This is a genomic window from Streptomyces albus subsp. chlorinus (genome assembly GCF_013302895.1).
GTDB classification, from domain to species: domain Bacteria; phylum Actinomycetota; class Actinomycetes; order Streptomycetales; family Streptomycetaceae; genus Streptomyces; species Streptomyces chlorinus.
In genome coordinates this window covers 5871207-5895156 of record NZ_VJOK01000001.1, presented here as the reverse complement: position 1 = coordinate 5895156, position 23950 = coordinate 5871207, and the positions used below count along the sequence as shown (strand labels likewise).

Genomic DNA, 23950 nt, shown 5'->3' with positions numbered 1-23950 from the left:
GTCAGTCCTTTGTGCGGTGCGGCTGGGGGGCGGGCGCGGGTGCCGGGCGGCCGTCCGGCGCGGGGGTCCCGGGCGGTGGCGCGGGCTGCCGCGGGGTGCCGTCGCCGGAGCGCCCGGCCATGAGCACCTCCAGGGAGCGCCGCAGGATGTCCAGCACGAGATCGGCGCCCGCCCGCATCGGGTTGATCCGGACCACCCAGTCGGCCAGTTCCGGCGCGTCGTCCAGGGTGGAGCTGGACATGCGGTAGAAGAGCGGCGCCACCTCGTAGCGGGAGTTGGAGCCCACGGGGTAGGGCGCGGCACCGAACCGGGCCGCCACCTGCGGCAGTTCCCCGGCCACGGGCGCGGCGAGCCGCACGAGCAGGCACCGGTCCTGCGCGTTGGCGAGGCGTACCCCGGTGACACCGGGCACCTCTCCGGCGGAGAGACGGTCGGCGACCTCGGTGCCGACACGGGACTGCACCGCCCACATCACCGGTACGTGCGTCAGGGCGCGCAGCGCGTCGAGCGCCTGGTGGCCCTGGACCTGGCCGCCGCCGGAGTAGTTGTCGCGCCGCACACGGGCGATCAGGTCCCGGGCGCCGACGACGGCGCCGACACCCTCGGGGCCGTGCAGCTTGAACAGCGAGAAGCAGGAGGCGTCGCCGCCCAGTTCGACCCCGCAGGCGGGTACCCGGAAGACGGCGTAGTTGTCGTCGGTGAGCGTGCGGACGCCCGCGGCACGGCAGGCGGCCAGGACCTCACCGGGGTCGTAGGAGTCGGCGAGACGCTGCCGGGTGTGCTGGACGTACGCCCACCGGAACCGGCCGGAGCCCAGGGCCGCACGCAGCGCTGCGGGGTCGTTGAAGTCGGCCTCGACCGTCTCGGCGCCCAGTCCGCGCAGCGTCACCGCCGTGGTGCGGTAGACGGGCGCCCGGTGGATGAGCAGGGGCTCTCCCGGGCCGACGGCGGCGCTCAGCGCGGCCCGTATGGCACCGGTGCCCGCGCCCTGGACGAGCGCCGCGTCCTCGGCGCCGAAGTAGTCGGCCAGCACGGCCTCGACGCGCGCCGTGGCCCGCGGCCGTCCGAGTCCGGGCACCACGCCGGTGTCCGCGCCGAACAGCTCCTGCCCCTCGAAGTGCGCCGCGGTGGCCTCCAGCAGCCGGAACTGGCGCTGGACGGCGTCCTCCAGACAGACCGTGGCCAGCGGATACGTCTCGGGCAGCGGCGGGGGTGTCGTGCCGGAGGGCGCGGAAGGGGTTGCCGCCATCTCAGATCTCCTCCGGGCTCGCACCGGTCAGGAAGCGCAGGGGGTTGCGCCGGGTCATCAGGTCGATGAGGTCCTCGTCCACCCCCGCCGCGCGGAGGGCGGGGAGGAACGAGCGGAACAGATGGCCGTAGCCCTGCCCGCCCTCGCTCATCAGGTAGCCGTGGCGGGAGATGTCGCAGCTGAGCAGCACCCGGTCGGCGTACCCGGCCTCCAGCAGGGCGAGGAGGAGCCGCAGACGCACCTCGTCGCTCTGGTAGCTCTCCTTGCCGACGGTGTCGAAGGCGATGTACGCGCCCTCCTCGGCGAGCCGGCGGTGGAGGGCCGGCTCGGCGAGCAGGTCCTGGTGGCCGACGCAGATCCTTTGCGGGGCGAGCCCTTCCTTCGTCAGCAGGCCGAGCTGGGCGGCCCCGCCGTGCCCGAGCTGGGCGTGGGTGACCACGGACAGGTCACGGGCGACGGCGGCGCGGGCCGCCGCCCGCAGCGAACGGGCCTCCGGCTCGCTGGGCGTCTCGCCATGGCTGCCGATCTCGCCGAGCACGCCGGGACGGACACCGGTGCCGCCCAGCCCCTCGTCGATCTCCCGCACCAGGATGTCGGCGAGCTGCGCGACGGAGGCGTTCGCCAGGTCCTCGGCCGGGTGGAACGGCTCGTAGTACCACCCGGTGGCGGCGACCACGGCCACCCCCGTCTCCCGCGCGGCCCGCACGAGCGCGTCCGGATCGCGGCCCATGCCGCGGCACGTCAGCTCGATGACGAGCGCGAGGCCGAACGCGTCGCGCAGCCCGGCCAGTTCCGAGCGGATGGCCGGTCCGTGCCGGCGCGCGTCGAGGACGGCGGCCCCGTCGCCCTTGAGGTCCAGGTCCAGGACGAGGTGCTCGTGGGCGAGGGCGGGGCCGCGGACCGCTTCGACGGACAGCGGGCCGGTGACGGTGCGCAGCAGCCGCTCGGGGAGGGGGTGGGGGGTGGTGGCCATGGTGGGACCTTCCTGGTGGCGGCGCGGCCTCAGCCCTTGACGGGGGTGAACAGATCGAGCCAGTGGAGGAGGTTGAGCAGGATGCCGCCGACGAGTACCGCCGCGGGTGCCGCCGCCATCCGGACGACGGGGCGTCCCATCGCCTCGTTGAGCAGGTAGAGCCCGCCCACGACGAGGATGCCGAGCCCCGCCCCCATCGCGTTGGCCGCCATCAGCGAGCCGAACAGGATGGCCAGGTGGAGGCTGTCGGTGATGGCGTTGCGCAGGTACTCGGACGAGTCGCGGACGCTGGGCAGCTTGCCGAGGACCTTGCCGATGGAGGAGAGGGCCAGGACCTCGGCCGCGAAGACGGCGGCGCCGGCTATCACCGCGAGGACGGGGTTCGGCATCAGGTAGCCGATCGGGTAGACCAGGGTGAACCCGGCGATGCCGTAGGCCCCCGAGGCCAGTGCCGTCGTGGCGATCAGCGGGACGAAGCCGAAGACCCGGTAGAAGTCGACCTGTGCGGCCTCCGCGTAGTGCCCCTTGGCGATGAGGAAGCTGGTGGCCTCACCGCCGCCGAATATGTGCATCTGCGCCAGCAGGCACACACCGGCTCCCAGCACCATGAACAGCGGCAGATAGCGGCGCAGCCGGGTCGCGCTGGCGCTGAACAGCGAGGCCATGGGGTCGTCGGCCGCTTCCCGCGACGCGGCGCCGGGCGCCGGCGGGGCGGAGCCGTCCGCCGCGTCACCGGCGGCCTCGCGGTCGGCCCTGCGCTGGGTGAGGTCCCGCCGCACGGCGAGCCCGATCAGCAGCAGGACGCCGACGGCCATGGCGAGGGCACCCGCGAACATCTCGGGCCACAGCTTCATCGTCATGACGACCAGCGCCAGTTCGACGGCTCCGGCCGCCGCTCCCCAGGCCCGCCCGAACTGCTTGGCGATGGCCAGTACCGGGAAGAGCGTGAAGAGGAAGAGGATGGGCGTGGACATCTGCTGCATGGCGGTCAGGAAGTCCACCGGCAGGTCGTGCGCCACCTCGTTGGCGCCGTTGAGCCCGAAGACGACGACCGCTCCCCAGCCGGCGCCCAGCAGCGGCGCGAGCCATTTCCTGGGGGCCAGCAGGCCCAGCACGTCCGTCGGCAGGAAGAGCAGCCAGGGGTTGAGGACGCCGGAGGAGAGGGCCATCGGCGCGCCCAGGCCGAAGATGAAGCCGGCGGAGAGTCCGAAGGAGACCGCCGTGGTGGCGGACCGTGTGGTCCGCTCCTGGACGAAATCCAGCAGGAAGGGACGCACGCCGTCGTTGAAGACGGCCAGCGCCATGTGCGAGATGAACGCGGTCAGCGCGCACAGGAGGATGACGGTCAGCTGCTGGGGCAGCGAGAAGTGCAGTCCGCCTCCCGCGGCCAGCTGACCGGTGGCGCCCACTGCGCTTGCGAGGTCACTCACGGGGTCGCTCCTTCACGCCCGGGTTGTCCGTGCGGCCCGGTCAGGCGCGCGCGGCGACGGCGCGGGCGAGCAGCGGGACGAGGGCCTCGAGCTGGTCCATGGAGAATCCGAAGACCTTCTTGCCCTCGGCGAGCAGCGCCGTGACCTCCTCCTCGGTGGGCACGGACCGGCCGAAGGTGTGGCAGGCGGGCTGCCCCATCAGGCCGACGAGCACGCCGAGCGAGGCGCCGGCGCCGGTGTGGCAGGTTCCGAAGAAGTAGTCGGCCTGTCCGGAGCGGAGCTTCATCGCGGCGTCCATGTCGCTGGAGACGACGGCCTGGACGCCGTCGAGGCCGAGTGCCGTGACGGCCTTGGCGACCTCGTTCTTGCCGACTCCGCCGGTGAGGATGGTGGTCATGGCTGGTGCCTCTCGTGTGCGCCGGGCGGCCGGTGGGTCCGGGGCCTCGGCCGGTGGTGGGTGTGCGGGGACGGGGGACAGGAAAGTGCGGGGTGCGGCCGGCGCGGATCAGCCGGTGACGCGCTGGGCGAGGACCGCCAGGTGCATGGCCAGGAAGTTGACCTCGGATCCGGGCAGGGTGGCGCCGAGTTCGGCCTCGGCCCGCGCGGCGGTGCGGCGGGCCCGCTCGACGGCTGAGGGGTGGTCGGCCAGTTCGGCGGCGACCTGCTCGTCGGTGAGGAACTCCTCGATGGGCTCCCCGTCGAGCAGCCGGGTGAGCGCCATCATCAGATGGCTCGTCAGCATGCCGGCCGTCTCCTCGGTGACGGGCGCGCCCTCGCCGGCGAGCGCGGCCAGCTCGGTCTCGACGAAGTCGGCCACCTCCGGGCGGACCTGGCCGCCATCACGGAAGAGCTGGATGCGGAGTGCGAGCTGGTCGTCCACGGCCTTCCCTCCTCAACTTTCCACAGAACTCGGGATTCTGGATTCTCGGGGCGGACCCCACCCGGCGCGGCGGGTACCGTGCCGGTGCCGGCCCGTGCCGGGGGCGGGGGCGGCCGTCCGGTCGGTACGGCTCGGTGTCGGCGGCGGATCAGGAACGCCTGGGCGCCTGCCCGCTGACGGCGGGCCAGGGCGTACCCCCTGGGAGCGGCGGCCTCGTAGGAGCGAGCGGGCCTGCCGGCCGGCCGCCCGGTCAGTAGGAGGGCATGCGGTCTCCCCTGACGACCTCGGTCTGCAGCTCGGTGACCCGCCCCGGGTCGATGGCGTCCCGTATGGCGTGCAGGGCGGCGACGCTCTCGGCTCTGCCGATGACCGCCGCGCTCGAGTTGCGCAGGGCCAGGTCACGCGTGATCTCGTCGCCCAGCGGGAGCACGTCCACACCCTCCCTGATGCGTCCGTGCACCTCGTCCAGGCTCCAGACGGTGGCGTCCGCCTTGTTCTGCGCGAGGAGGTCGGGCAGCTGCATGTAGGAGCACTCGATCCACTCGATGTCGTCCCGCCCCGCGAACGCTCGTTCGGCGAGTATCCGCTGGTCCTCCGAGGCGTGGTCGACCGCGATGCGGAGGCCGGGCGCCTCCAGCGAGCCCCCCTCCCGCAGCAGCACCCCGTGGGCACCGACGTAGGTGGCCGGGCCGAGATCGACCACCAGGGCGAGGTCCTCGGGATGCTCCTCGATCAGCCGGTCGGCGGCGAGGCGGGAGAGCACCACCAGGTCGGCCTTGCCTTCCAGCAGCGCGGTGGCCCGGCTGCCCGCTCCCCGCATGAAGGTGATGGCGAAGGGGGTTCCGGCCTCCTCGAACGCCGCCCGCAGCCCTGTGGCCAGGCCCTCGTAGCGACGGGAGTAGGGCAGGGGCATGGCGGCGAGCAGGGTGCCGAGCCCGGAGAGCCGCCACAGCACGGAGCGGTCCGATTTCACGAGGAAGGTGCCCAGGTGGCCGCGCGCGGCGGTCTCGATGGCACCGGCCTCCTCCAGCAGCCGCAGCGCGGCCTGGACGGTGCCGTTGCCGCAGCCCAGCTCCTCCGCGAAGTCCCGTACCCGGGGCAGGCGCGTCTCCGGTTCGTACTCCAGCAGGAGGAGCGCGAGCTGGCGGGCCGCCAGGCCGTTGCGGGTCAGGAACCGCTCGTCGTAACCGTTCACGAGGGAACAGTAAACAGAATCCTGGATTCTTGACAAGACCCCTTCTCCGGATCACCAAGCGCCCAGGAGGCAAGAAACTGGTAGAAAAAGGGGCATGCGCGGATATTCTGGGCGCCGAGCGGCTCGGCGTGAACGCCCCCGCCGGGTGGCGCCCGCCTCCGCGCACCCCGAGGGGAAACCGGACCCGGCCACCGGCCGCCCGGACTCCGGCCCCGGCCGGGACTCCGGGGGCCGGCACACCGGCGGGAGCGCGCGGGCGTCCGGGGGCTCGCACGGTACCGGCCCGCCTCCGCCCCCTCCCCCGGAACGGACCCAGCCGCCCGACGAGCCCTCCCGTTTCCCGTTCGGTGCCCGCAGCGTCGCCGGTGAGGTCTTCATCCTCCAGGTGCTGGTGATCGTCGTTCTGATGATCGCGGTGGTGGTGGCATTCGTGCTGCACGCCCGCTGGGACAGCACCGAGCAGGCGCAGGAGGAGTCGCTCGCCGTCGCCAGGACCTTCGCCGAGTCCCCCGGTGTCCTGGAGGCGCTGGACGGCGCGGACCCCACCGCCGCGCTGCAGCCGCGCGCCGAGGCGGTGCGCAAGGCCACCGACGTCTCCTACGTGGTCGTCTGGAGGCCGAACGGGATCAGGGTGACCGCGCCGGAGCGGGAGCTGATCGGCAAGCGCGTCGTCCGCCCCTTCCGCAGCATCGTCGAACGGGCCCGGAAAGGCGACGCCACGACCTCCGAGATCGACGCGGCCACCGGCGGCCGCACCATGAACACCGCCGTCCCGCTCACCCGCCGGGACGGCTCCCTCGCCGGTCTGGTGTCGGTAGGGGTGACCGTCTCCCGGGTGAACCAGGGCGTCAAGAACCAGCTGCCCGTGCTGCTGATGTCGGCCGCCGGGGCGCTCGTCCTCGCCTCCGGCAGCTCCGCGCTGGTCAGCAGGCGGCTGCGACGGCAGACGCACGGCCTGGGCCCCACCCAGATGACCCGGATGTACGAGCACCACGACGCCGTGCTGCACGCCGTGCGCGAGGGTGTGCTCATCCTCGACGACGAGGGCCGGCTCATGCTCGCCAACAGCGAGGCGCGGCGGCTGCTGGAGCTGCCCGAGGACGCGGAGGGGCGCCCGGTCGACCGGCTGGGCCTGGACGCCGGCATGGCGGAGCTGCTGGCGTCGGGGCGTACCGCCTCGGACGAGGTGCACCTCGCGGGCGGCAGGCTGCTGGCGGTCAACGTCCGTGCCACCCGGCCGGGGGAGGGCGCGCCGGGGCGGGTGGCGACGCTGCGGGACACCACCGAGCTGCACGCGCTCGAAGGGCGCGCGGAAGTGGCGCGGGAGCGGCTGCGGCTGCTGTACGAGGCAGGCGTGCGGGTCGGTACGACGCTGGACGTGGTGCGCACCGCCGAGGAGCTCACCCAGGTGGCGGTGCCCCGGTTCGCCGACTACGCCACCGTCGAGCTGCTCGACCCGGTGCCGCGCGGCGAGGAGCCCACCGCGGCCCGTACGGACATGCGCCGCATCGCGGTCAGCGGTATCCGTGCGGACCCGCCGCTCCACCCGGTGGGCGAGGTCACCAGGACGGTGACCACGGCGCGCGGTGAGCCGGAGGAGGAGCGCGTCCACGGGGTACTGGAGGCGGACCTGCGGAAGGCCCGCCAGTGGTGGGAGCAGGACCCCGAACGGGCTCGGCGGATCCTCGGTTACGGCATCACCTCCCTGATCACCGTTCCGCTGCGTGCCCGGGGCGTGGTGCTGGGGGCCGTCGACTTCTGGCGCACCGAGGAGAGGGGGGCCTACAGCGAGGACGACCTGGCCATCGCGGAGGAGCTGGCCGCCCGCGCGGCCGTCAGCATCGACAACGCGCGCCGCTACACGCGCGAGAACGCGATGGCCGTCACGCTCCAGCGCAGTCTGCTGCCGCGCGGGCTGCCCGATCAGGACGCCCTGGAGGTGGCGACCCGCTACCGGCCCACCCGTGCCGGGGTGGGCGGTGACTGGTTCGACGTCATCCCGCTGCCCGGGGCCCGGGTCGCCCTGGTGGTCGGCGACGTGGTGGGCCACGGGCTGCACGCGGCGGCCACCATGGGGCGCCTGCGCACCGCGGTGCTCAACTTCTCCTCGCTCGACCTGGCGCCGGAAGAGCTGCTGGCACACCTGGACGAGCTGGTCGACAGGATCGACCAGGACCAGGCGATGGAGGGCAACGGGGAGGCCGTCACGGGAGCCACCTGCCTGTACGCCATCTACGACTCCGTCTCCGGCCGGTGCACGGTCGCCCGTGCCGGCCACCTCGGACCTGCGGTGGTGCGGCCCGACGGGACCGTCCAGTTCCCCGAGGTGCCCGTCGGGCTGCCCCTCGGGCTGGGGGGCGCGCCGTTCGAGACGGTGGAGCTGCGGCTGGAGAAGGACAGCAGGCTCGTCCTGTACACGGACGGGCTCGTCGAGGACCGCGACCGGGACATCGACGACGGGCTCGCGCAACTGGAAGAGGCCCTGTCCGGCCATCCTGGACGCTCCCCGGAGGTGACGTGCGGCGCGGTGCTGGACGCGCTGCTGCCCGCCGAGCCGAGCGACGATGTCGCCCTGCTGGTGGCCCGTACCCGGGTGCTGGATCCCGCGCGGGTCGCCCAGTGGGACGTGCCGCGCGACTCCGGCGCCGTGGCCCCGCTGCGCGCCCAGGTGACCCGGAAGCTGGCCGAGTGGGGACTGGAGGAGGTCGCGTTCACCACCGAGCTGATCCTCAGCGAGCTGGTGACCAACGCCATCCGCTACGGCAGCGAGCCGATCCGTGCCCGGCTGCTGTACGAGCGCCACCTCACCTGCGAGGTGTCCGACGGCAACAGCACCTCCCCGCATCTGCGCCGTGCCGCCGCGACGGAAGAGGGCGGGCGCGGCCTGTTCCTCGTCGCGCAGCTGGCCGAGCGCTGGGGCACCCGCTACACCACGCACGGCAAGGTGATGTGGACCGAACAGAACCTCCACAACGGGGCGTCCCCGCAGGACGAGGACGAGGAGAGCCTGCTGGACCAGTGGGACGACGAGCCGCTGTGAACCGGCGTAGGCCGAGTCTCACTTGTGCGTCCACGGGTGTGCGGGAGCGCGTAGGAAAAGTGCGTCCCTCCGGGCGCAGCAAAAAAGCCGTTCTTCCGGGCGTGGCAAAAGAGCCGTCCCTCCGGGCGCACGGCATGCGGGACACTTGAGCCATGCCCGGCAGCATCCCCTCGCACGAGCCGTCGCACGAGCCGCACATCCCCGCCGCCACGGCCCCGGAAGCGTGCCCGTCCGGAGCGCCGGACGGCGGGGAGGCCGCCCCTTCCCCCACCCTCGCGGGGCTGCTGGCGACGGGCGCGGGCGAGGTGCTGGAGCTGGTGCGCGCGCCCCTCGGCACCGGAGTCCCGGTCCGTGGGGTGGGTGTGTTCGACGCCGGGGAGACCTTCGCGGCGCGCGGCCAGGTGCTCATCGCCGCGGGCGTGGACGACTCCTCCGACGTCGCTCCCATGGTGCTGCGTTCCGCGGCGCGGGCGGGTGCCGTGGCCGTGATCACCCGGCGCGGCGCCCAGGGCCCCTCCCGGCGGCTGCTGGAGGTGGCCGACGAGACGTCCACGGCCCTGCTGACCAGGGCGCCGTGGGTCGAGTGGACCGAGCTGATCGGCATGCTGCGGGCCGGGCTCGCGCACCGGGGCGGCCCCGCCGGTGCGGAGGCGCCCACCGATGTGCCGCTGGGCGACCTGTCCGCGCTGGCCCGCGCCCTGGCCGAGCTGGTGGGCGGCGCCATCACCATCGAGGACCCGGACTCGCGGGTGCTGGCCTACTCCCCCACCGAGAACGGCGCCGACCCGCTGCGCCGGCTGACCATCCTCGGCCAGCAGGTCCCCCGCTGGCGGCTGGACGAGCTGAGTGCCAGCGGCTTCCTGCGCGCCCTGTGGTCGAGCGACGATGTGGTCCACCGTCCCGCCGAGGAGCGCTTCTCCGAGCGCCTGGCCATCGCCGTCCGCGCGGGCGAGGAGGTGCTGGGCTCCCTCTGGGCGGCGGCCGACGGCAGCCCGCTGCCACCGGACGCCCGGCAGGCCCTGCGGGAGGCCGCCCGGATGGCGGCCCCGCACCTGCTGCACCACCGGCTGCGCACCCAGGCCGGGTCGGCACGCCGCCGCCAGGCGGTGCGGGCGCTGCTGGACGGTGCCGGGGACCATCGCGCGGCGGCGGCGACGCTCGGGCTGGCTCTCCGTACACCGTGCGTGGTCCTGTCCGTCACCACCGACAGCGCGGCGGGGGACGACGACACGGCGCACGACCGGGCGCTGCGGCTGCTCTCGCTCCAGGTGACCGCACACCAGCCGCCCGGGTACGCGGTGCGGGTCGAGGACCGGCTCGATGTGCTGCTGCCGCTGCCCGACGAGTCCGCGCGGCATGTCGTCCGGTCGCGTGCGCGGCCGTCCGCGGAAGCCCCGGCGGACCCGTCCGAGGGCGCCGCCGTGCGGGCGCGGCGGCTGGCGGTCCAGCTGGCCGGTGCCGTGCGCGAAGCCGGTGCCCGTCCGCTGGTGGCCATCGGCACGGTGCGGCCCGGGCTCGCCGAGGCGTCCGCGTCGCGCGAGAGCGCCTGCCTGGTGCTCCAGGTGCTGCGGGAGCGGCGTCTGAGGGCCGCGCACGGGAGCGGGGCGGAGGGAGCCGCGCACGGCGGCGGGAGAGGCGGCGACGCGCACGGCGGCGGGCGGGGAGGCGGCGGCCCCGGGGAGCTTCAGGTGGCCGACGCCGCGGATGTGCGGGCCGCGCTGGACGCGCTGCGCGTCGTGCGGGCGGTGGCCGAGCTGACGCCCCCGGTGGACGGCCCGGTGCGGGAGCTGCTGGCGCACGACGCCGAGCACCGTACCGACCTGGCGCCGACGCTCGCCGCCTATCTGAGCCGGTTCGGCGATGTGGCGGGCACCGCGCGGCAGCTGGGCATCCATCCCAACACCCTGCGCTACCGGCTGCGCCGTCTGCGCACCCGTTTCGCGCTCGACCTGGACGACCCGGACGTACGGCTACTGGCCGAACTGGGGCTGCGCGCCGCGGGGCTGTACCCGGCGGCCGGTGCGGGCCCGGCGGCCCCCGCGCCCGCACCCTGAGTTGTGCGGGTGCACCATGCCGCGCCGCCGGTTGTGGTGCGCCCGCACAACACGCGCCCGGGTGCGCCCTCGGCGTTGTGCGGCACCACACCCGCGCGGCCGCGGCTTCGGCCCCTCCGCCGCAGACACGGCACGGCGGCACGGAGCAGAGTGGACGGGGTACGGGCGGCTCCGGCGCGTTCGGACGAGAGATGTCCCATACGAGGGAAGCACGAGGGAAGGGAGCCCGGCATGGTGCTGGACGCCGTGGCACGGAGACAGGACGCGATCGCCGCCGCGGTCCGTGACGGGCTGCTCGGCCGCGAGGCGCCGGTGATCGGGCTGCTGGACGTCCAGGGCATCCGGGAGACCGCGCGGGAGCTGCACGCCGCCTTCGCGGGCCCGGCCCCGGTGCTGCACACGTTCGCCGTCAAGGCGGCCTCCCTCGTGCCGGTGCTGGAGCTGCTGGGCGCGGAGGGCGTCGGCTGCGAGGTGGCCAGCCCCGGCGAGCTGGAGCTGGCGCGGGCCGCGGGCGTCCCCGCCGACCGCACCGTCTTCGACTCCCCCGCCAAGACGGTGGGCGAGCTGCGGGACGCGCTGGAGACCGGCGTCGCGGTGAACGCGGACAACCCGCAGGAGCTGGCCAGGCTGGACGCGCTGGTCGCCGAGCGCGCGGCTGCGGGGCTGTCCCCCGGAGCACCGCTGGGCCTCCGCATCAACCCGCAGGTGGGTACCGGCTCCATCGGCGCGATGAGCACCGCCACCGCCACCTCGAAGTTCGGGGTGGCGCTGCGCGACGAGGGCGCCGAGCAGTGGGTCGTCGACAGCTACCTCGCCCGCCCGTGGCTGACCCGGCTGCACACGCACACCGGCTCCCAGGGCGTGCCGCTGGAGCTGATGGCCGAATCCGTGCGGACCGTCTACGAGCTGGCGGAGCGGATCAACCGCCAGGCGGGCGAGCAGCGGATCGACACGATCGACATCGGCGGCGGCCTCCCGGTGAACTTCGGGGGCGACGAGACGGAGCCCTCTTTCGCCGCCTATGCCGGAGTGCTGCGCCGCACGGTGCCGGGGCTGTTCGACGGGCGCTATACGATCGTCACCGAGTTCGGCCGGTCCCTGCTCGCCAAGCAGGGGTTCATCGCCGCGCTGGTCGAGTACACCAAGACCGCGGGCGGCCGCCGGATCGCCGTCACCCACGCGGGCGCGCAGGTGGCGACGCGTACCGCGTTCGCTCCCGAGGCGTGGCCGCTGCGGGTCGGGGCCTTCGACGGGGAGGGCGCCCCCAAGCTCGCGCACGAGGTGGTGCAGGATGTAGCGGGGCCGTGCTGCTTCGCGGGGGACCTGGTCGCCCGGGGGACGGCACTGCCCGAGCTGGAGCCGGGAGACGTGGTGGCGCTGTGGGACACGGGTGCCTACTACTTCTCCACGCCGTTCCAGTACAACAGCCTGCCCCGCCCGGCCGTGCACGGTTTCTGGCGGGACGGCGACGGCCGTGTCCGCTTCGCGCTGGTGCGGCCGGCGCAGCGGATCGAGGAGGTGCTGGCGGACAGCGGTGCCGCGCAGAGCGGCGCGCTGACCGGCGCACCGGCCGGCCGGGCCGGTGGGCCCCACCGGCTCGCCTCCTCGTCCGCGTCCTGACCCGGACCGGGTCCTGAGTCCGCTCAGCCCGGCCCCCTGGTCTTCCCGGTCCCGGGCCCGCCCGGGACCGGTCGCGTCCGGCCCTGGGCCCGCCCGGGGCCGGTTCGCCGTCCTGACGTCGTCGGGACAGCCGGTACCGGCGTGTCCGGGCCGGCACTCTGCCCTGTCCGACAGGCACACCCTGTGCGCCGTCCGGCGTGCCGGGAAACCGGTGTGCCCCGATCCACGGAGAACCCAGACGTATGGCGAACGCAGCCGACACCCGCGGAGGCGGGGTGACCCCCGAGTCCCCCGACCGCCCCGCACCCCCCGCCGGCGCCCTGGTGCGTGAGGACGGCTACGCGTCGGGCCTGCGCAACCGGCAGGTCCAGATGATCGCCGTGGGTGGCGCGATCGGCACCGGACTGTTCCTCGGCGCCGGTGAACGGCTGCACTCCGCCGGCCCCTCGCTGGTGATCGTCTTCGCGGTGACCGGCCTGTTCGCCTTCTTCATCGCCCGGGCGATGGGCGAGCTGGTGATGCACCGGCCCACATCCGGCTCCTTCGTCTCCTACTCCCGGGAGCTGCTGGGCGGCGAGAAGGCCGCCTTCGTCGCGGGCTGGGTGTACTTCCTGCACTGGATCTGCAGCGGTATCGCGGAGATCACCGCCGTCGCCGTGTATCTGCACTACTGGAGCGCGCTGCGCGACATCCCCCAGTGGACGCTCGCCCTCTTCGCCCTCCTGGTGGTGCTGGGCGCGAACCTGATCTCGGTGCGCTGGTTCGGCGAGTTCGAGTTCTGGTTCGCCCTGATCAAGGTGGCCGCGATCATCGCGTTCCTGGCCATCGGCTGCTGGCTGCTGGCCACCCGGCACCCCATCCAGGACGGCGAGCCGGGCGGCCCGCAACTGATCACCGACCACGGCGGGATGCTGCCCCACGGCTTCCTCGCGGCCCTCATCATCGTCCAGGGCGTGGTGTTCTCCTACGCGGCGATCGAGATGGTCGGCATCACCGCGGGGGAGACCGAGAACCCCCGGCAGGTCATCCCCAAGGCCATCAACTCCGTCTCCTGGCGCATCGTGGTCTTCTACGTGGGCTCCGTGCTGCTGCTCGTCCTGCTGCTGCCCTGGACCGCCTACAGCGGCGACGAGTCGCCGTTCGTGACGCTGATGAGCCGCATCGGCATCCCCGGCGCCGACCAGATCATGAACTTCGTGGTGCTCACCGCCGCCCTCTCCAGCTGCAACTCGGGGCTCTACTCGACGGGCCGCACCCTGCGCTCGATGGGGCTGGCCGGTTCGGCGCCGCACTTCACGACGAAGATGAACCGCCGGCACGTGCCCTTCGGCGGCATCCTGCTGACCGCGTCGTTCTATCTGCTCGGCATCGTCTTGAACTACATCGTTCCGGAGCGTGCCTTCTCGATCGTCCTGAACTTCTCCGCCATCACCATGATCGGCACCTGGACGATGATCATCCTGTGCCAGCTGGCGCTGCGCCGCCGGGTGCGGGAGGGCCGCGCCGAGGACGGCGGCTTCCCCCTGCCCGGCGCACCCTTCACCTCGTACCTGACGCTCGCCTTCCTGCTCCTGGTCGTCGTCCTGATGGCCTGCGACGGCGACATCGGCACCTGGTCGGTGGCCTGCGTCCCGCTGATCGTCCTCGCCCTGTGGGCGGGGTGGTACGCCGTACGGCACCGGGTGCGGGCCATGGCGGAGGCCCGCGAGACGGAGGATGCGGCGGCCCTCGACCGGGCGGAAGCGGGCAAGGCGGACGGCGCCACGGGGGACTGATCACGCCCCCACCGTGCCGGGATAGGGTCCCGACTGTTTCGTGAACCATCCGGCACGGGGGCTGCGCGTGTTGTTCCAGTTTCTGAGGCGATCACCCCTCTTCCCCTGGGCGGGGAAGAGGCTGCGCTCGGCGCGGTCCGGTGGCGAGACGGATCCGGCGGTGCTGCGCGGCCTCGCCTGCGGCGCCCACCTGATGTACGCCAACGGCGCCCGCTGGAACCGGGTGGCCGACCCCCGCCCCGCGCCCGCGTGGGAGCGCACCCGGCTCAGGTCGTCATGGGGCGTCACCTCCCCCGACGAGTGGCAGGAGATGGTGCAGCGGCTCCTCGACGGCCAGGTCTCCACCCCCGGCTGGGACGCCGCCATGGGCGCCCGTGCCGCCCTCCTGGTCCACTCGCGGGGCGCCCCGGTCACCGAGCGGGCGTGGAACGACGCGGTCGGCCGGTGGCTGGTGGACCGGCTCGGCCCCCACCACCCCGAGCTGCCCGGCGCCACGGCGGACCTGCGCGAGGTCGTCCGCCGCGTCCCCCGCTACGAGGAGCGGTTCCGCGCCGACGGCCTGCTCGGCCCCACCGCCCACGTCCGCCGCACCCTCGCCTGGGACCTCGGCCGCGCCGCCAACATGGCCTGCTGGGGCGTCGACGCGGGCTTCGGCGACGCCGGCCGGGCGCGCGAGGCGCTCCGCGTCGTCGGCGAGGCGGCGGCCGAGGAGTACGCGTCCTGGGCGGACTTCTCCCTCGGCTACGTCCTGGGCCGCTGCCTCCATTTCGACGAGGACGGCTTCGGCTCCTGGTACCGCGAGGTCCGCGACTCCCACCGCCTGCTGACCACCCGCCCCGACAGCCCGTGGGCGAGGGTGCCGCTGCGGGGCTGAGCCCAGGGCCGGCGGCCACCGTCCCGCAGGAGCCCGGCCGAGCCTGCGGCGGCCCTCAGGAAGGTGCGCACCTGTCCCGTTCGGCACGCTCATACGCCTCGCGTCACCCATTAGGCGGAATACTTCCGTCTGGTCATTCAAATGGCCGCGGGGTGGACATGCTGGTGGAGGTCACTCATTTCCCAGCAGAGAGGCAGCACCCCATGCGCAAGCTCCGTCCCGCACTTACCGTCGCCGGGGCCGTCTTGACCGGTCTCGTTCTCAGCGGCGGAAGCGCCAGTGCGGCGAGCGGTGACGTCGTGGTGTTCCAGACGGAGTTGCAGAGGCTGACCCACTTCGAGAACCCGCGGGGATGCCACAAGCTTCCTGCCGGCGCACATGTGCTGACCAACCGCACAGACAAGCCCGTGACCATTTACGCCGACCCCTTCTGCGCCACGCCGGGGCTGACCGTCCAGCCCGATCACGGCTCCCACGTCGCTCCGGGAAGCGGCAGCTTCTCCGCCTGATCCCCGTTCCACCACCGCGCACAGGGAATTCGGGCAGAGAGGTCCACATGACATACGACCTGGCCGTCGTCGGCCTGGGATACATCGGGTTACCGCTGGCGCAACGGGCGTGCGCGGTGGGGTTGTCCGTCGTCGGCTGCGACACCTCCGGCCGGGTCGTCGCCGGCCTGAACGCGGGACGCTCGCACGTGGACGACGTGAGCGACGCGGACGTGTCCGCGATGAGGGAGGCGGGCTTCCTGGCCACCCGCGACCCGGCGGTGCTCGCGGACAGCGCGACGGTCGTCGTCTGCGTCCCCACGGGCCTCACCCCGGCCGGTGACCCCGATTTGGAGTCCCTGCGGGCGGCCGTGCGCGCCGTGGCCGCCCGTCTGCGGCCCGGGACGCTGGTGGTCGTCGAGTCCACCAGCCACCCGGGCACCACGGAGGAGGTCGTGCGGCCCCTGCTGGAGGAAGGCAGCGGACTGCGCGTGGGGGACGACTTCCATCTGGCCTATTCGCCGGAGCGCATCGACCCCGGCAACCCGTCCTTCACGATGCGCAACACCCCCCGGGTGGTGAGCGGCTGCACGCCCTTGTGCGCCAAATACGCGGTCGCTTTCTACAGCAAGCTGGTGGAGACCGTGGTCGTCGCCCGCGGCACCCGCGAAGCGGAGATGGCGAAACTCCTGGAAAACACCTACCGGTACGTCAATATCGCGCTCGTGGACGAAGTCGCGCTGTTCTGCGACCGGATGGGAATCGACATCTGGGACGTGCTGCACTGCGCCGCGACAAAACCGTTCGGATTCGCCGCGTTCAGTCCCGGCGCTGGTGTGGGCGGCCACTGCATTCCCGTCGATCCGCGGTATCTGGCGGTGAAGGCCGAGTCGGAGGGGTTCTCCTTCCGGATACTGTCCGCGGCCCGGGAAGTGCTGGGCCGGATGCCCGGACACGTCGTGGAACGGGCGGCCGGCCTGCTGGAGGAGCAGGGCCGCTCGCTGAACGGTGCCCGGGTGCTGCTCCTGGGCGTCACCTACAAGCCCGACATCGCCGACACCCGGGAGTCCCCCGCGTACGCCGTGGCCGCGCGCCTGCGGGCGCGCGGCGCCGATGTCGCCTACCACGATCCGTACGTGTCCGAGTTCACCGTCGGCACCGCACCGCTGAGGCGGCGCGAGGACCTGGCCGGCGCGCTGGCGGACGCGGACCTCACCGTGCTGCTCCAGGACCACTCCTGTTACGACAGCGCGCTGCTGGCACGGACGCGATGCCCCGTGCTCGACACGCGCGGAAGAACCGCCGGGGCCCGCGTCACCCTCCTGTGACGCCGCCCCCTCCCCCGGGCTGAGGCACCGCGCGCGCTCGCGCGCGAAAGCCCCGCCCCCCATGAACGTGCGTGCCTCCAGGCCGGAGCGCGCGCGAGCACGGCGCCGGCCGCACGGGTTCCGGCGCCGTCCTGCCACCGCACACAGTGAAAGGAACAACGGGATGACCACTGCCATCGCGAACGACCGTCTCCAGAAGCGCTTCGAGAAGTGGGACGCGGACGCCAACGGCGTGCTGGAGCGGGCCGACTTCCAGGAGGAGGCCGCCAAGATCGCCCACGGCTTCGGCAAGGCCCAGGAGTCGCGCGAGGTACAGGCGCTCAAGGACGCCTTCAACGGCCTGTTCGACTACCTCGCCCGGGAGGCGGGTGTCGGCCCGGAGGGGCAGCTCACCAAGGACCAGTTCCTCCAGGTCACCGGTGACCTGATCTTCCAGAGCGGCGAGGCCAACTTCAACCGGGTGCTGGGCCCCGTGGTCAAGGCCATCATCGGCATCTGCGACAAGAACGCCGACGGGCAGATCAACGCCGAGGAGTTCGAGGCCTGGCTGGGCGGCATCGGGGTGAACCGTGCCGAGGCCAAGGAGGCTTTCCAGCAGGTGGACACGGACAACGACGGTGAGCTGTCGCTGGAGGAGCTGCTCGCGGCGGTCCGCGAGTACCACTTCGGGCGGCTGGACGTCGAGCTGCTGGGCTGATCCCCAGCGGTGAACGCCACGGCCGGTGGCCCTCGTCGGGGCCACCGGCCTTCGCCTTCGTCCGGGGCCGGGTCACCAGCCCCTCTACGCCGCGAGCGTGTCCAGGACGTCCGCGACCGGGGTGGGGTCCAGAGGGCCGGCGTGTGACGCCCGGGGGAAATCGTGCACGCGGAAGCTGTTGCCGGGTGTGGACGCGTCGGCTTCCGCGATCATTCTGTCCTGGAGCGCGGTGGCGATCGTACGGTCCCTGCCGAAACGCAGGTATGTGCGGGGAATGCGTCCCCAGGTGCCGGCCCGGCCGACCGCTCGGCCCGCATAGGCGGCAACGGGCTCGTCGGTCTGCATGCCGGCCAGTATCCGGCGGAAGTCGGCGTCGGGGTGGTCCGCGCAGATCATCTCCTTCAGGAGGGCCAACTCACCGCTGGCGCCCGTGCGGAAGTTCAGCCGCAATACCCCGAGCCGGTCCGGGTCACCCACCGTCAGCTCCACCGGGCTGACGGCGTTCGCGTTCTCGGGCGCCGCCGTGCAGGCGTCCGCCGTGGGCAGGACGCGGCTGGGACAGAAGGCCGCCATATAGCAGATGTGGTGGAGCAGGTGCGGGACGGCGTCGCCGACACGGCTGACCGACACGCCACCCAGGCTGTGCCCGACCAGCACCACCGGGCCGTTCCGTGCGGCCTGCCGCACGATGCCCGTGACACGCGCCTCGTAGTCGTCCAGCCCGAGGCCCTTCAGCGGGGAGGGCTCGACCGCCATCGCTGCGAGGTCCTGCCGCTGGTACGACTCCGCCACGAAAGCCTCCGCGCCGTGCCGCGGCTGGTCCACCATGGCGACGCGGTGGCCGCGCAGCACCAGTTCCCGCGCGATCGGCATCCAGAACGCGCCGGCGCTGTGGGTACCGTGCACCAGCACGTACGTTACGGGCCCGCGTCGCGGGGCCGCCGCGGCCGGCGAGGTGCCGAGCCCGATGGCCGGCGCCATGCCCCCCACCGCGAGTCCCAGCCCGCGCAGCGCCGTCCGCCGGGTGGCGCCTTTTCGTTCTCCATTTGTGTCCTCCGTCATGAACGCAACGCTAGGAACGGCCCGTTCGGCCCACCAGCGGTCCAGCACCCCCACAGGGGGTGGACCCAGAACCACCCTGCCGTGCGCCTCGCCCGGCACAGTCACCGCGGCCGCGCTCCGCGCATGGCTCCGACCATGACCCGCCGGACAGGACCTAGGCGGACGGGACCTGGGCACCGGGGAGGAAGGAGACGGAGAACTCCGGGCGGAGCCGCAGGTCCCCTCCGGTGAGCAGCCGGTCGGTGCTCACGAGGATGTTGTAGTGGTTGGGGAAGTGGCAGGCGTCGAAGCCCAGGACGGTGCCGATGCGGGTGCCTTCGAGCCAGACCTCGTCGCCCCGGTCCAGTACGCCGCCGCACGCCAGCTCGACGAAGCCGAGGAAGCCGACCCGGTCGATGCGGGATCCCGGGGCGGTCTCCCGGTGGTCGGTGGTGACGAGTTCGTGGACCTCGCCGCGGCGGACGCAGCGGCTGGCGTACGGCTCCAGGACCATGCCGCGCTCGGTCCTGCTGTGGAGCAGCGCCTTGACCAGCGCGCCGTGCACGGAGCGTTTGGGCCCGTTCTCCCGCGACTGCGCGGTCCCCCTCGATTCCTCGGTCCCTCCCGGCTCCGCGTTGCCCGTCGTTTCCGCGACGGCCCGGGGCTCCGCGTTCCCTTCCGGTTCCGCGACGGCCCGGGGCCGCGCGGTTGCCCCCGGTTCCGGGACGGTCCCCGTCTCCCCGCTCTCCCCCGGCTGCCCGGGGGCGCGGGTCCGCCCGTCCGTCCAGGCCGTTCCCGCCCGCGTGTCCTGTGCCGTTTCCGTCCGCATGTGCTCTCCAGCCTGCTGGGTCGTCCCGTTGCCCTGTCGCGGTGTCATCGCGGCCGGCCTCCTTCCGCCGCCGGTACCGGGGGCTCCTCGCAGCGGTAGGCGGCGGCCACCAGTTCCAGGGCGGCGAGTCCGCCGTCGGTGCGGCTGCCCGTGCTGCCGGTCGCCGCCGCGAAGCCGGCGAGGATGCCGACGTACTCGTGCCACAGGGACGCCTTGAAACCGGCGTGCAGGGCGAGCATGTCGCAGCTCAGCACGGTGCCGTCCGTCAGCCGTACCTCGATGTCCTTCGTCTCCCCCGGGTGGCTCCAGTCCAGCTCCACCCTGGCCGTCGCCGCGCCGCTCCGTGCGCGCAGGCCGATCACCGCCTGCCGGTCCACGCCCCGCGCGTCCCGGGTGACGACGGACCGGGTGACGGCCACCTCGCCCAGCAGCAGCCGTACCAGGTCGAAGGCGTTGGGCCCGTTGTCGGCGACGCAGCCGCCGCCGCAGCGCGCCGGGTCCAGGTACCAGGTGTCCGCGCCGATGTGCTCCTCGATGCGTTCCAGGTAGCGCACGCGTACGGAGGCGATATGCCGGGTGGCGGGCAGTTGCCCGCGCAGGCGGTGGACCGCCTCGTTGTAGCGGCGGTGGAAGGCGGTGAACAGCGCGGTCTGCGTCCTGTGGGCAAGCGCGGCCAGTTCGCGGCCCTCCGCCACGGTGAGGGCCAGCGGCTTCTCGACGCAGACGGGCACCCCGGCGCGCAGCGCGTCACGGCACACCGGGGCGTGCGCGTGGTTGGGGACGGCGACGACGAGGGCGTCGAGTGCGGCCTCCGCCAGCATGACGCGGTGGTCGGTGAAACAGGGCACCCGGTCGCGGTGCGGTCGCAGTGCCGCGGCGTCCACGTCGCACAGGGCCGCCAGTTCCCAGTCCGGTGAGGTGTCGAGGGCGGCCAGGTAGTAGGCCGCGATGGAGCCGAGGCCGGCCAGGCCGATGCGGCGGGCTGTCATCGCTCGCCTCCCCGCGTGCGGCTGCGCGACTGCGCTCCGTCCCGCACGGGGAGCAGGCCGAGCCCCGCGAGTTCGTCGTACAGGTGCGCGGGCAGCGGGATGCCGTCGCGCCGCCGGGCGTGGGCGCGTTCGGCCTCCCACCATCCGGGGTAGCGGACCATGGTGCCGCCGTCGGACGAGGGGCACCGCGTCAGGGTGGTGAACAGGGCGCGGGCGTCCTCGCGGAAGTCCTCCGCGCCGCGCAGCGCGCCGGGGGCGACGGCGAGGGCGAGGAAGCCGACGCCGTCGTCGCGGCCGTGGGGGCGCCCGTCGCCGTCGAGGGCTTCTCGCGCCGGGCCCACCTGGGCGCCGGGCAGCAGAGCCGCCAGCACCTCGACGGCCAGTCCCAGGCCGTAGCCCTTGAAGGCGCCGGTCTCCGCGTCGCCGCCCAGCCAGCGCAGGTACGCCTCGCCCCGGTCGAAGGCGGCCGGATCGGTCACGGGAGCACCGTGCGCGTCCTCCAGCCAGCCCGCGGGGACGGATTCCCCGGCGCGGGCGGCGGTGCGGATCCGTCCGGTGGGCACGACCGTGGTGCTCATGTCCAGCACGAACGGGCGGTCGTCCAGGGCCGGGGCGGCCACGCTGAGCGGGTTGGTGCCGAGCATGGCGAGCAGGCCCCGCGGGGGGCGTGCGATGCGCTGGCCGCCGCAGTTGCCCGCCAGCACACCGATCATGCCCTGCCGTGCGGCACGTGCCGCGTGGTAGCCGGCGCAGCCGAAGTGCGTCGCGTTCCGTACGGACACCAGCCCGACGCCGTGCCGCCGGGCGCGCTCTGCGGCCAGGTCCATCGCTTCGGCCGCCGCCCACAGCCCCAGCGCCCGGCGGGAGTCGAGCAGGACGCAGGCGCCCAGGTCCGTGACCGTACGGGGTTCGGCGGCCGGGTCGGCGCGGCCGGAGGCCAGCAGCGGCAGGTAGAGGCGGGCGAGGTTGAAGGTGCCGTGGGAGCCGAGTCCGGCCAGGTCGCCGTAGCACAGCGCGTCGGCGGCGGTACGGGCCCGCCCGGCGGGGACGCCGCGGTCGGTGAGGGCCGTGGTGGCGGCCGCCAGCAGCTCGTCGTGGCCGACGGTGACGGTACCGGCGGGGGCCGGAGCCGGGGCGGGGGCCGAGGCCGGGGGCCGGCAGGGGATGTCCTGGTCCTGGAGTGTCACGTGGGTGTCCTCTTCTGGGCGTTCGGTTCGTACCGGTCGTCGGGTTGCCGGGTGCGCCGGTGGGTGGCGAAGGTGAGCAGCAGGCGGTGGATGTGGGCGGCGAAGTCCTCCAGGTCGGTGAGGTCGACGAACTCACCGGCGGCGTGGGCGTTGTTGGCGTCGAGCGAGCCGGGTCCCAGCACGGTGGTGTAGGTGCCGGGGACGCCGTGCATCCACACGGCGTCGCAGGTGAAGGAGGGCTCCCCGGCCGCCTTCCGGGGCACGCCCGCGGCGGCGAGCAGGGACTCGGCCCAGGGATCGCCGCCGTCGTCGGTCAGGCACGGCAGTCCGCGCTTGTCCCAGCCCAGCCTGGTGATCCGCTCGGCGTCGGCGGCGGTGCGCGCCAGGTCGGGGACGTGGCGGAAGCGGGCGGTGAACGCGCGCAGGCCGTCGGCGAGGCACTCGGCCAGCGCCCGTTCGGCGGCGGCGCCCTCCGCCGCGGTGGCGTAGGAGATGTTGAGCAGCAGGTGCCCGGTGCCGTGGACGCGGTTGTGGAGGTGGCCGGTGTGCAGCCCCGCGACGCAGGTCGCGCCCGCCGCGCCGCGGCGCGCCGGGTGGCGGTCGTACACGGCGGCCAGGTGCTGGGCGAGGAAGCCGAGGAGCACGGTCGCGTTGTGTCCGGCGCCGGGCCGGTCGTCGACGGCGTCCTCTCCCCGCACCGTCACACGTGCCGTCATGGAGGCCGTGGCCCGGGGCAGGTGGTGCAGCCCGGTCGGCTCGCAGAAGACGTTCAGGCGTCCGACGAAGCCCGCCTCCACCAGCGGCCTGGTGCCGAAGGTGCCCAGTGCGCCGCCCTCTTCGCCGGAGACGGCCTGGACGAGCACGGCCACCTCGCGGCCGAGGGCGGGTTCGGCGGCCACCGCGGCGCGCACCCCGGCCAGCAGTGCCACCGCGGGCCCCTTCGCGTCGACGGCTCCGCGGCCGGTGAAGCGTTCCCCGTCGAAGGAGACGGGTCCGGCCCCGGCGACGGTGTCGAGGTGGACGTTGAACATGACGGTGTCCCGTACCGGGCGGGCGGGTCCCAGACGCAGCACCAGGCTCGGCTGGGCGGCGAGGAAGGCGGGGTCGCGGGCGGCGTCGCGGACCGCGACGGGCACATCGGCACGGCACACGGTCCCCGGTTCGGCGGCGGCGTGGTGGACGACCCGCAGCCCGGCTGCCCGGGCCGCCTCGGCGTACACGCGCTGGGCCTGCCACAACTGGACGGGCGGGTCGCCCTCTTGCGCCTCCAGGGGGCCGACGGTGGGGGTGCGCAACAGCCGCAGGAGGAGGGTGTGGTCCTCGTGGGAGAGATACCGTCCGGTCGGTCTGTCCGCGCCCGGTGCCCCCGCCCCGCCCGGCAGCCTCGCGTCCGCCCTCATGACGCGCCCGCCGTGCGGAGCGTGGCTTCCCCGGCCTGTGCCAGCAGGGTGCCGAGCCGGCGGCCCGCGGCGACGAACAGCCGTGCCGCGTGGTCGTCGTCGCGCCTCCCGGTGTGCGGCTGGACGGCGAGGTGGGGTTCGAGCGAGAAGGCGCCGCGGTAACCGGTGTCCAGCAGCGTCCGCAGACAGTCGGCCACCCCCGCCCGGCCGTCCCCGGGCAGGACGTAGCGGACCCGTTCCCCCGTGGTGGGACCGCTCGGGCGCACGTCCTCGACCGCGTCCTTGATGTGGACGTGTTCCACGTAGGGCAGGGTCCGCTCCAGTACGGCACGGGCGTCGTAGCCGTAGGGGACGCCGTTGCCCGTGTCGAACAGCAGCCGCAGCGCGGGGCTGCCCACCTCGTCGAGCAACCGCAGCATGCGCGCGGGGCTCTCGCCCGCCCAGCCGGCGCAGTTCTCGTGCAGCAGGGTGACGCCCGCCTGTTCGGCGCGGCGGGCGAGCCGGGAGAGCCGGTCGATGACGGTCGCGGCCCACTCCACGCGCGGCAGTCCGTCGTTGGGGTACGACATGACACGCACGAACCGGCAGTCCAGCAGGGCGCACTGCTCCAGCAGGGTCTCCAGTTCGGCCACGTCGGCGTCGAACGGGGCGGTGACGGGCCGCGCCCAGTTGCCGATGCGGGAGTCGAGGCAGACCACGCCCAGCCCGGCCCCGGCCAGCCTGGAGGCGAGATCCCGGGTCCGCGCCGGGGACAGGTCGCCCAGCGCCACGCCGTCCACGGTGCGCAGTTCGATGCGGCGCCAGCCCAGTGCGCGTACCGCCGCGATCTGCCCTTCCAGGTCCGTCGCCGCCTCGTCCCCGATCCCGGCGCACCGGCTGCCGAGCACATCCGGTGCGCGAC

The 23950-nt window shown here is 73.8% G+C and carries 20 protein-coding genes; 8 read left to right on the top strand and 12 right to left on the bottom strand.

Features of this window, described 5'->3' with window-relative positions; genetic code table 11:
* Position 1: 1 nt before the first annotated feature.
* The 6 genes from FM076_RS25600 to yhfZ all read right to left on the bottom strand — a co-directional run bounded on the left by FM076_RS25600 (position 2) and on the right by yhfZ (position 5727).
* Positions 2 to 1249: an aminotransferase class V-fold PLP-dependent enzyme gene (locus tag FM076_RS25600; RefSeq protein WP_173873266.1), complete on the bottom strand. Its 1248-nt coding sequence runs from the start codon at positions 1247 to 1249 to the stop codon at positions 2 to 4.
* A gap of 1 nt (position 1250) precedes the next feature.
* Entirely contained in the window at positions 1251 to 2222 is a 972-nt protein-coding gene (locus FM076_RS25595; protein WP_173873265.1) for a phosphotriesterase family protein, read from the bottom strand.
* 29 nt (positions 2223 to 2251) lie between these two features.
* Complete coding sequence (locus tag FM076_RS25590; RefSeq protein ID WP_345945222.1) at positions 2252 to 3652, bottom strand: YhfT family protein; 1401 nt, start codon at positions 3650 to 3652, stop codon at positions 2252 to 2254.
* A 40-nt stretch (positions 3653 to 3692) separates the two neighbouring features.
* Complete coding sequence (locus tag FM076_RS25585) at positions 3693 to 4049, bottom strand: DUF2620 domain-containing protein (protein ID WP_173873264.1); 357 nt, start codon at positions 4047 to 4049, stop codon at positions 3693 to 3695.
* 108 nt (positions 4050 to 4157) lie between these two features.
* The gene (locus FM076_RS25580; RefSeq protein ID WP_173873263.1) at positions 4158 to 4532 is read right to left on the bottom strand and encodes a PRD domain-containing protein; all 375 of its coding nucleotides are present in this window, start codon (positions 4530 to 4532) and stop codon (positions 4158 to 4160) included.
* A gap of 250 nt (positions 4533 to 4782) precedes the next feature.
* A complete protein-coding gene (yhfZ, locus tag FM076_RS25575) occupies positions 4783 to 5727 on the bottom strand; it encodes a GntR family transcriptional regulator YhfZ (protein ID WP_173873262.1) in 945 nt (314 codons plus the stop codon).
* Between the two features lie 94 nt (positions 5728 to 5821).
* Between yhfZ and FM076_RS25570 the strand changes: the two genes are divergently transcribed.
* The 8 genes from FM076_RS25570 to FM076_RS25535 all read left to right on the top strand — a co-directional run bounded on the left by FM076_RS25570 (position 5822) and on the right by FM076_RS25535 (position 17603).
* Positions 5822 to 8767, top strand: a complete 2946-nt coding sequence (locus tag FM076_RS25570; RefSeq protein ID WP_428815016.1) for a SpoIIE family protein phosphatase — start codon at positions 5822 to 5824, stop codon at positions 8765 to 8767.
* A 152-nt stretch (positions 8768 to 8919) separates the two neighbouring features.
* Positions 8920 to 10821 carry a helix-turn-helix domain-containing protein gene (locus tag FM076_RS25565; RefSeq protein WP_173873261.1) on the top strand — a complete coding sequence of 634 codons (1902 nt, stop codon included), beginning with the start codon at positions 8920 to 8922 and terminating at the stop codon, positions 10819 to 10821.
* A gap of 231 nt (positions 10822 to 11052) precedes the next feature.
* A complete protein-coding gene (locus FM076_RS25560; protein ID WP_173873260.1) occupies positions 11053 to 12441 on the top strand; it encodes a diaminopimelate decarboxylase in 1389 nt (462 codons plus the stop codon).
* A 242-nt stretch (positions 12442 to 12683) separates the two neighbouring features.
* Complete coding sequence (locus tag FM076_RS25555; protein WP_173873259.1) at positions 12684 to 14216, top strand: amino acid permease; 1533 nt, start codon at positions 12684 to 12686, stop codon at positions 14214 to 14216.
* Between the two features lie 67 nt (positions 14217 to 14283).
* The gene (locus tag FM076_RS25550; protein ID WP_173873258.1) at positions 14284 to 15090 is read left to right on the top strand and encodes a DUF1266 domain-containing protein; all 807 of its coding nucleotides are present in this window, start codon (positions 14284 to 14286) and stop codon (positions 15088 to 15090) included.
* 203 nt (positions 15091 to 15293) lie between these two features.
* On the top strand, positions 15294 to 15599 hold the full coding sequence (locus FM076_RS25545; RefSeq protein WP_173873257.1) for a hypothetical protein: 306 nt from the start codon (positions 15294 to 15296) through the stop codon (positions 15597 to 15599).
* A 47-nt stretch (positions 15600 to 15646) separates the two neighbouring features.
* Positions 15647 to 16906, top strand: coding sequence for a nucleotide sugar dehydrogenase (locus FM076_RS25540; RefSeq protein ID WP_173873256.1), 1260 nt, complete (start codon positions 15647 to 15649; stop codon positions 16904 to 16906).
* A 163-nt stretch (positions 16907 to 17069) separates the two neighbouring features.
* A complete protein-coding gene (locus tag FM076_RS25535) occupies positions 17070 to 17603 on the top strand; it encodes an EF-hand domain-containing protein (protein WP_173873255.1) in 534 nt (177 codons plus the stop codon).
* 84 nt (positions 17604 to 17687) lie between these two features.
* Here the strand turns inward: FM076_RS25535 and FM076_RS25530 are convergent, their stop codons facing one another.
* From FM076_RS25530 to FM076_RS25505, 6 genes are all read right to left on the bottom strand, one after another.
* Positions 17688 to 18584 (bottom strand): alpha/beta hydrolase, encoded by an 897-nt coding sequence (locus tag FM076_RS25530; RefSeq protein WP_173875004.1) that lies wholly within the window; start codon positions 18582 to 18584, stop codon positions 17688 to 17690.
* 235 nt (positions 18585 to 18819) lie between these two features.
* On the bottom strand, positions 18820 to 19521 hold the full coding sequence (locus tag FM076_RS34180) for a DUF6917 domain-containing protein (protein WP_243274636.1): 702 nt from the start codon (positions 19519 to 19521) through the stop codon (positions 18820 to 18822).
* Positions 19518 to 20462 (bottom strand): Gfo/Idh/MocA family protein, encoded by a 945-nt coding sequence (locus FM076_RS25520; RefSeq protein WP_173873254.1) that lies wholly within the window; start codon positions 20460 to 20462, stop codon positions 19518 to 19520. Before FM076_RS25520 ends, FM076_RS34180 begins: the two co-directional genes overlap by 4 nt.
* Complete coding sequence (locus FM076_RS25515) at positions 20459 to 21649, bottom strand: Ldh family oxidoreductase (RefSeq protein ID WP_345945220.1); 1191 nt, start codon at positions 21647 to 21649, stop codon at positions 20459 to 20461. The genes FM076_RS25520 and FM076_RS25515 overlap by 4 nt, the downstream gene beginning before the upstream one ends.
* Positions 21646 to 23049 carry a M20/M25/M40 family metallo-hydrolase gene (locus FM076_RS25510; protein ID WP_173873253.1) on the bottom strand — a complete coding sequence of 468 codons (1404 nt, stop codon included), beginning with the start codon at positions 23047 to 23049 and terminating at the stop codon, positions 21646 to 21648. The genes FM076_RS25515 and FM076_RS25510 overlap by 4 nt, the downstream gene beginning before the upstream one ends.
* The gene (locus FM076_RS25505) at positions 23046 to 23936 is read right to left on the bottom strand and encodes a sugar phosphate isomerase/epimerase family protein (protein WP_345945219.1); all 891 of its coding nucleotides are present in this window, start codon (positions 23934 to 23936) and stop codon (positions 23046 to 23048) included. The genes FM076_RS25510 and FM076_RS25505 overlap by 4 nt, the downstream gene beginning before the upstream one ends.
* Positions 23937 to 23950: the final 14 nt, after the last annotated feature.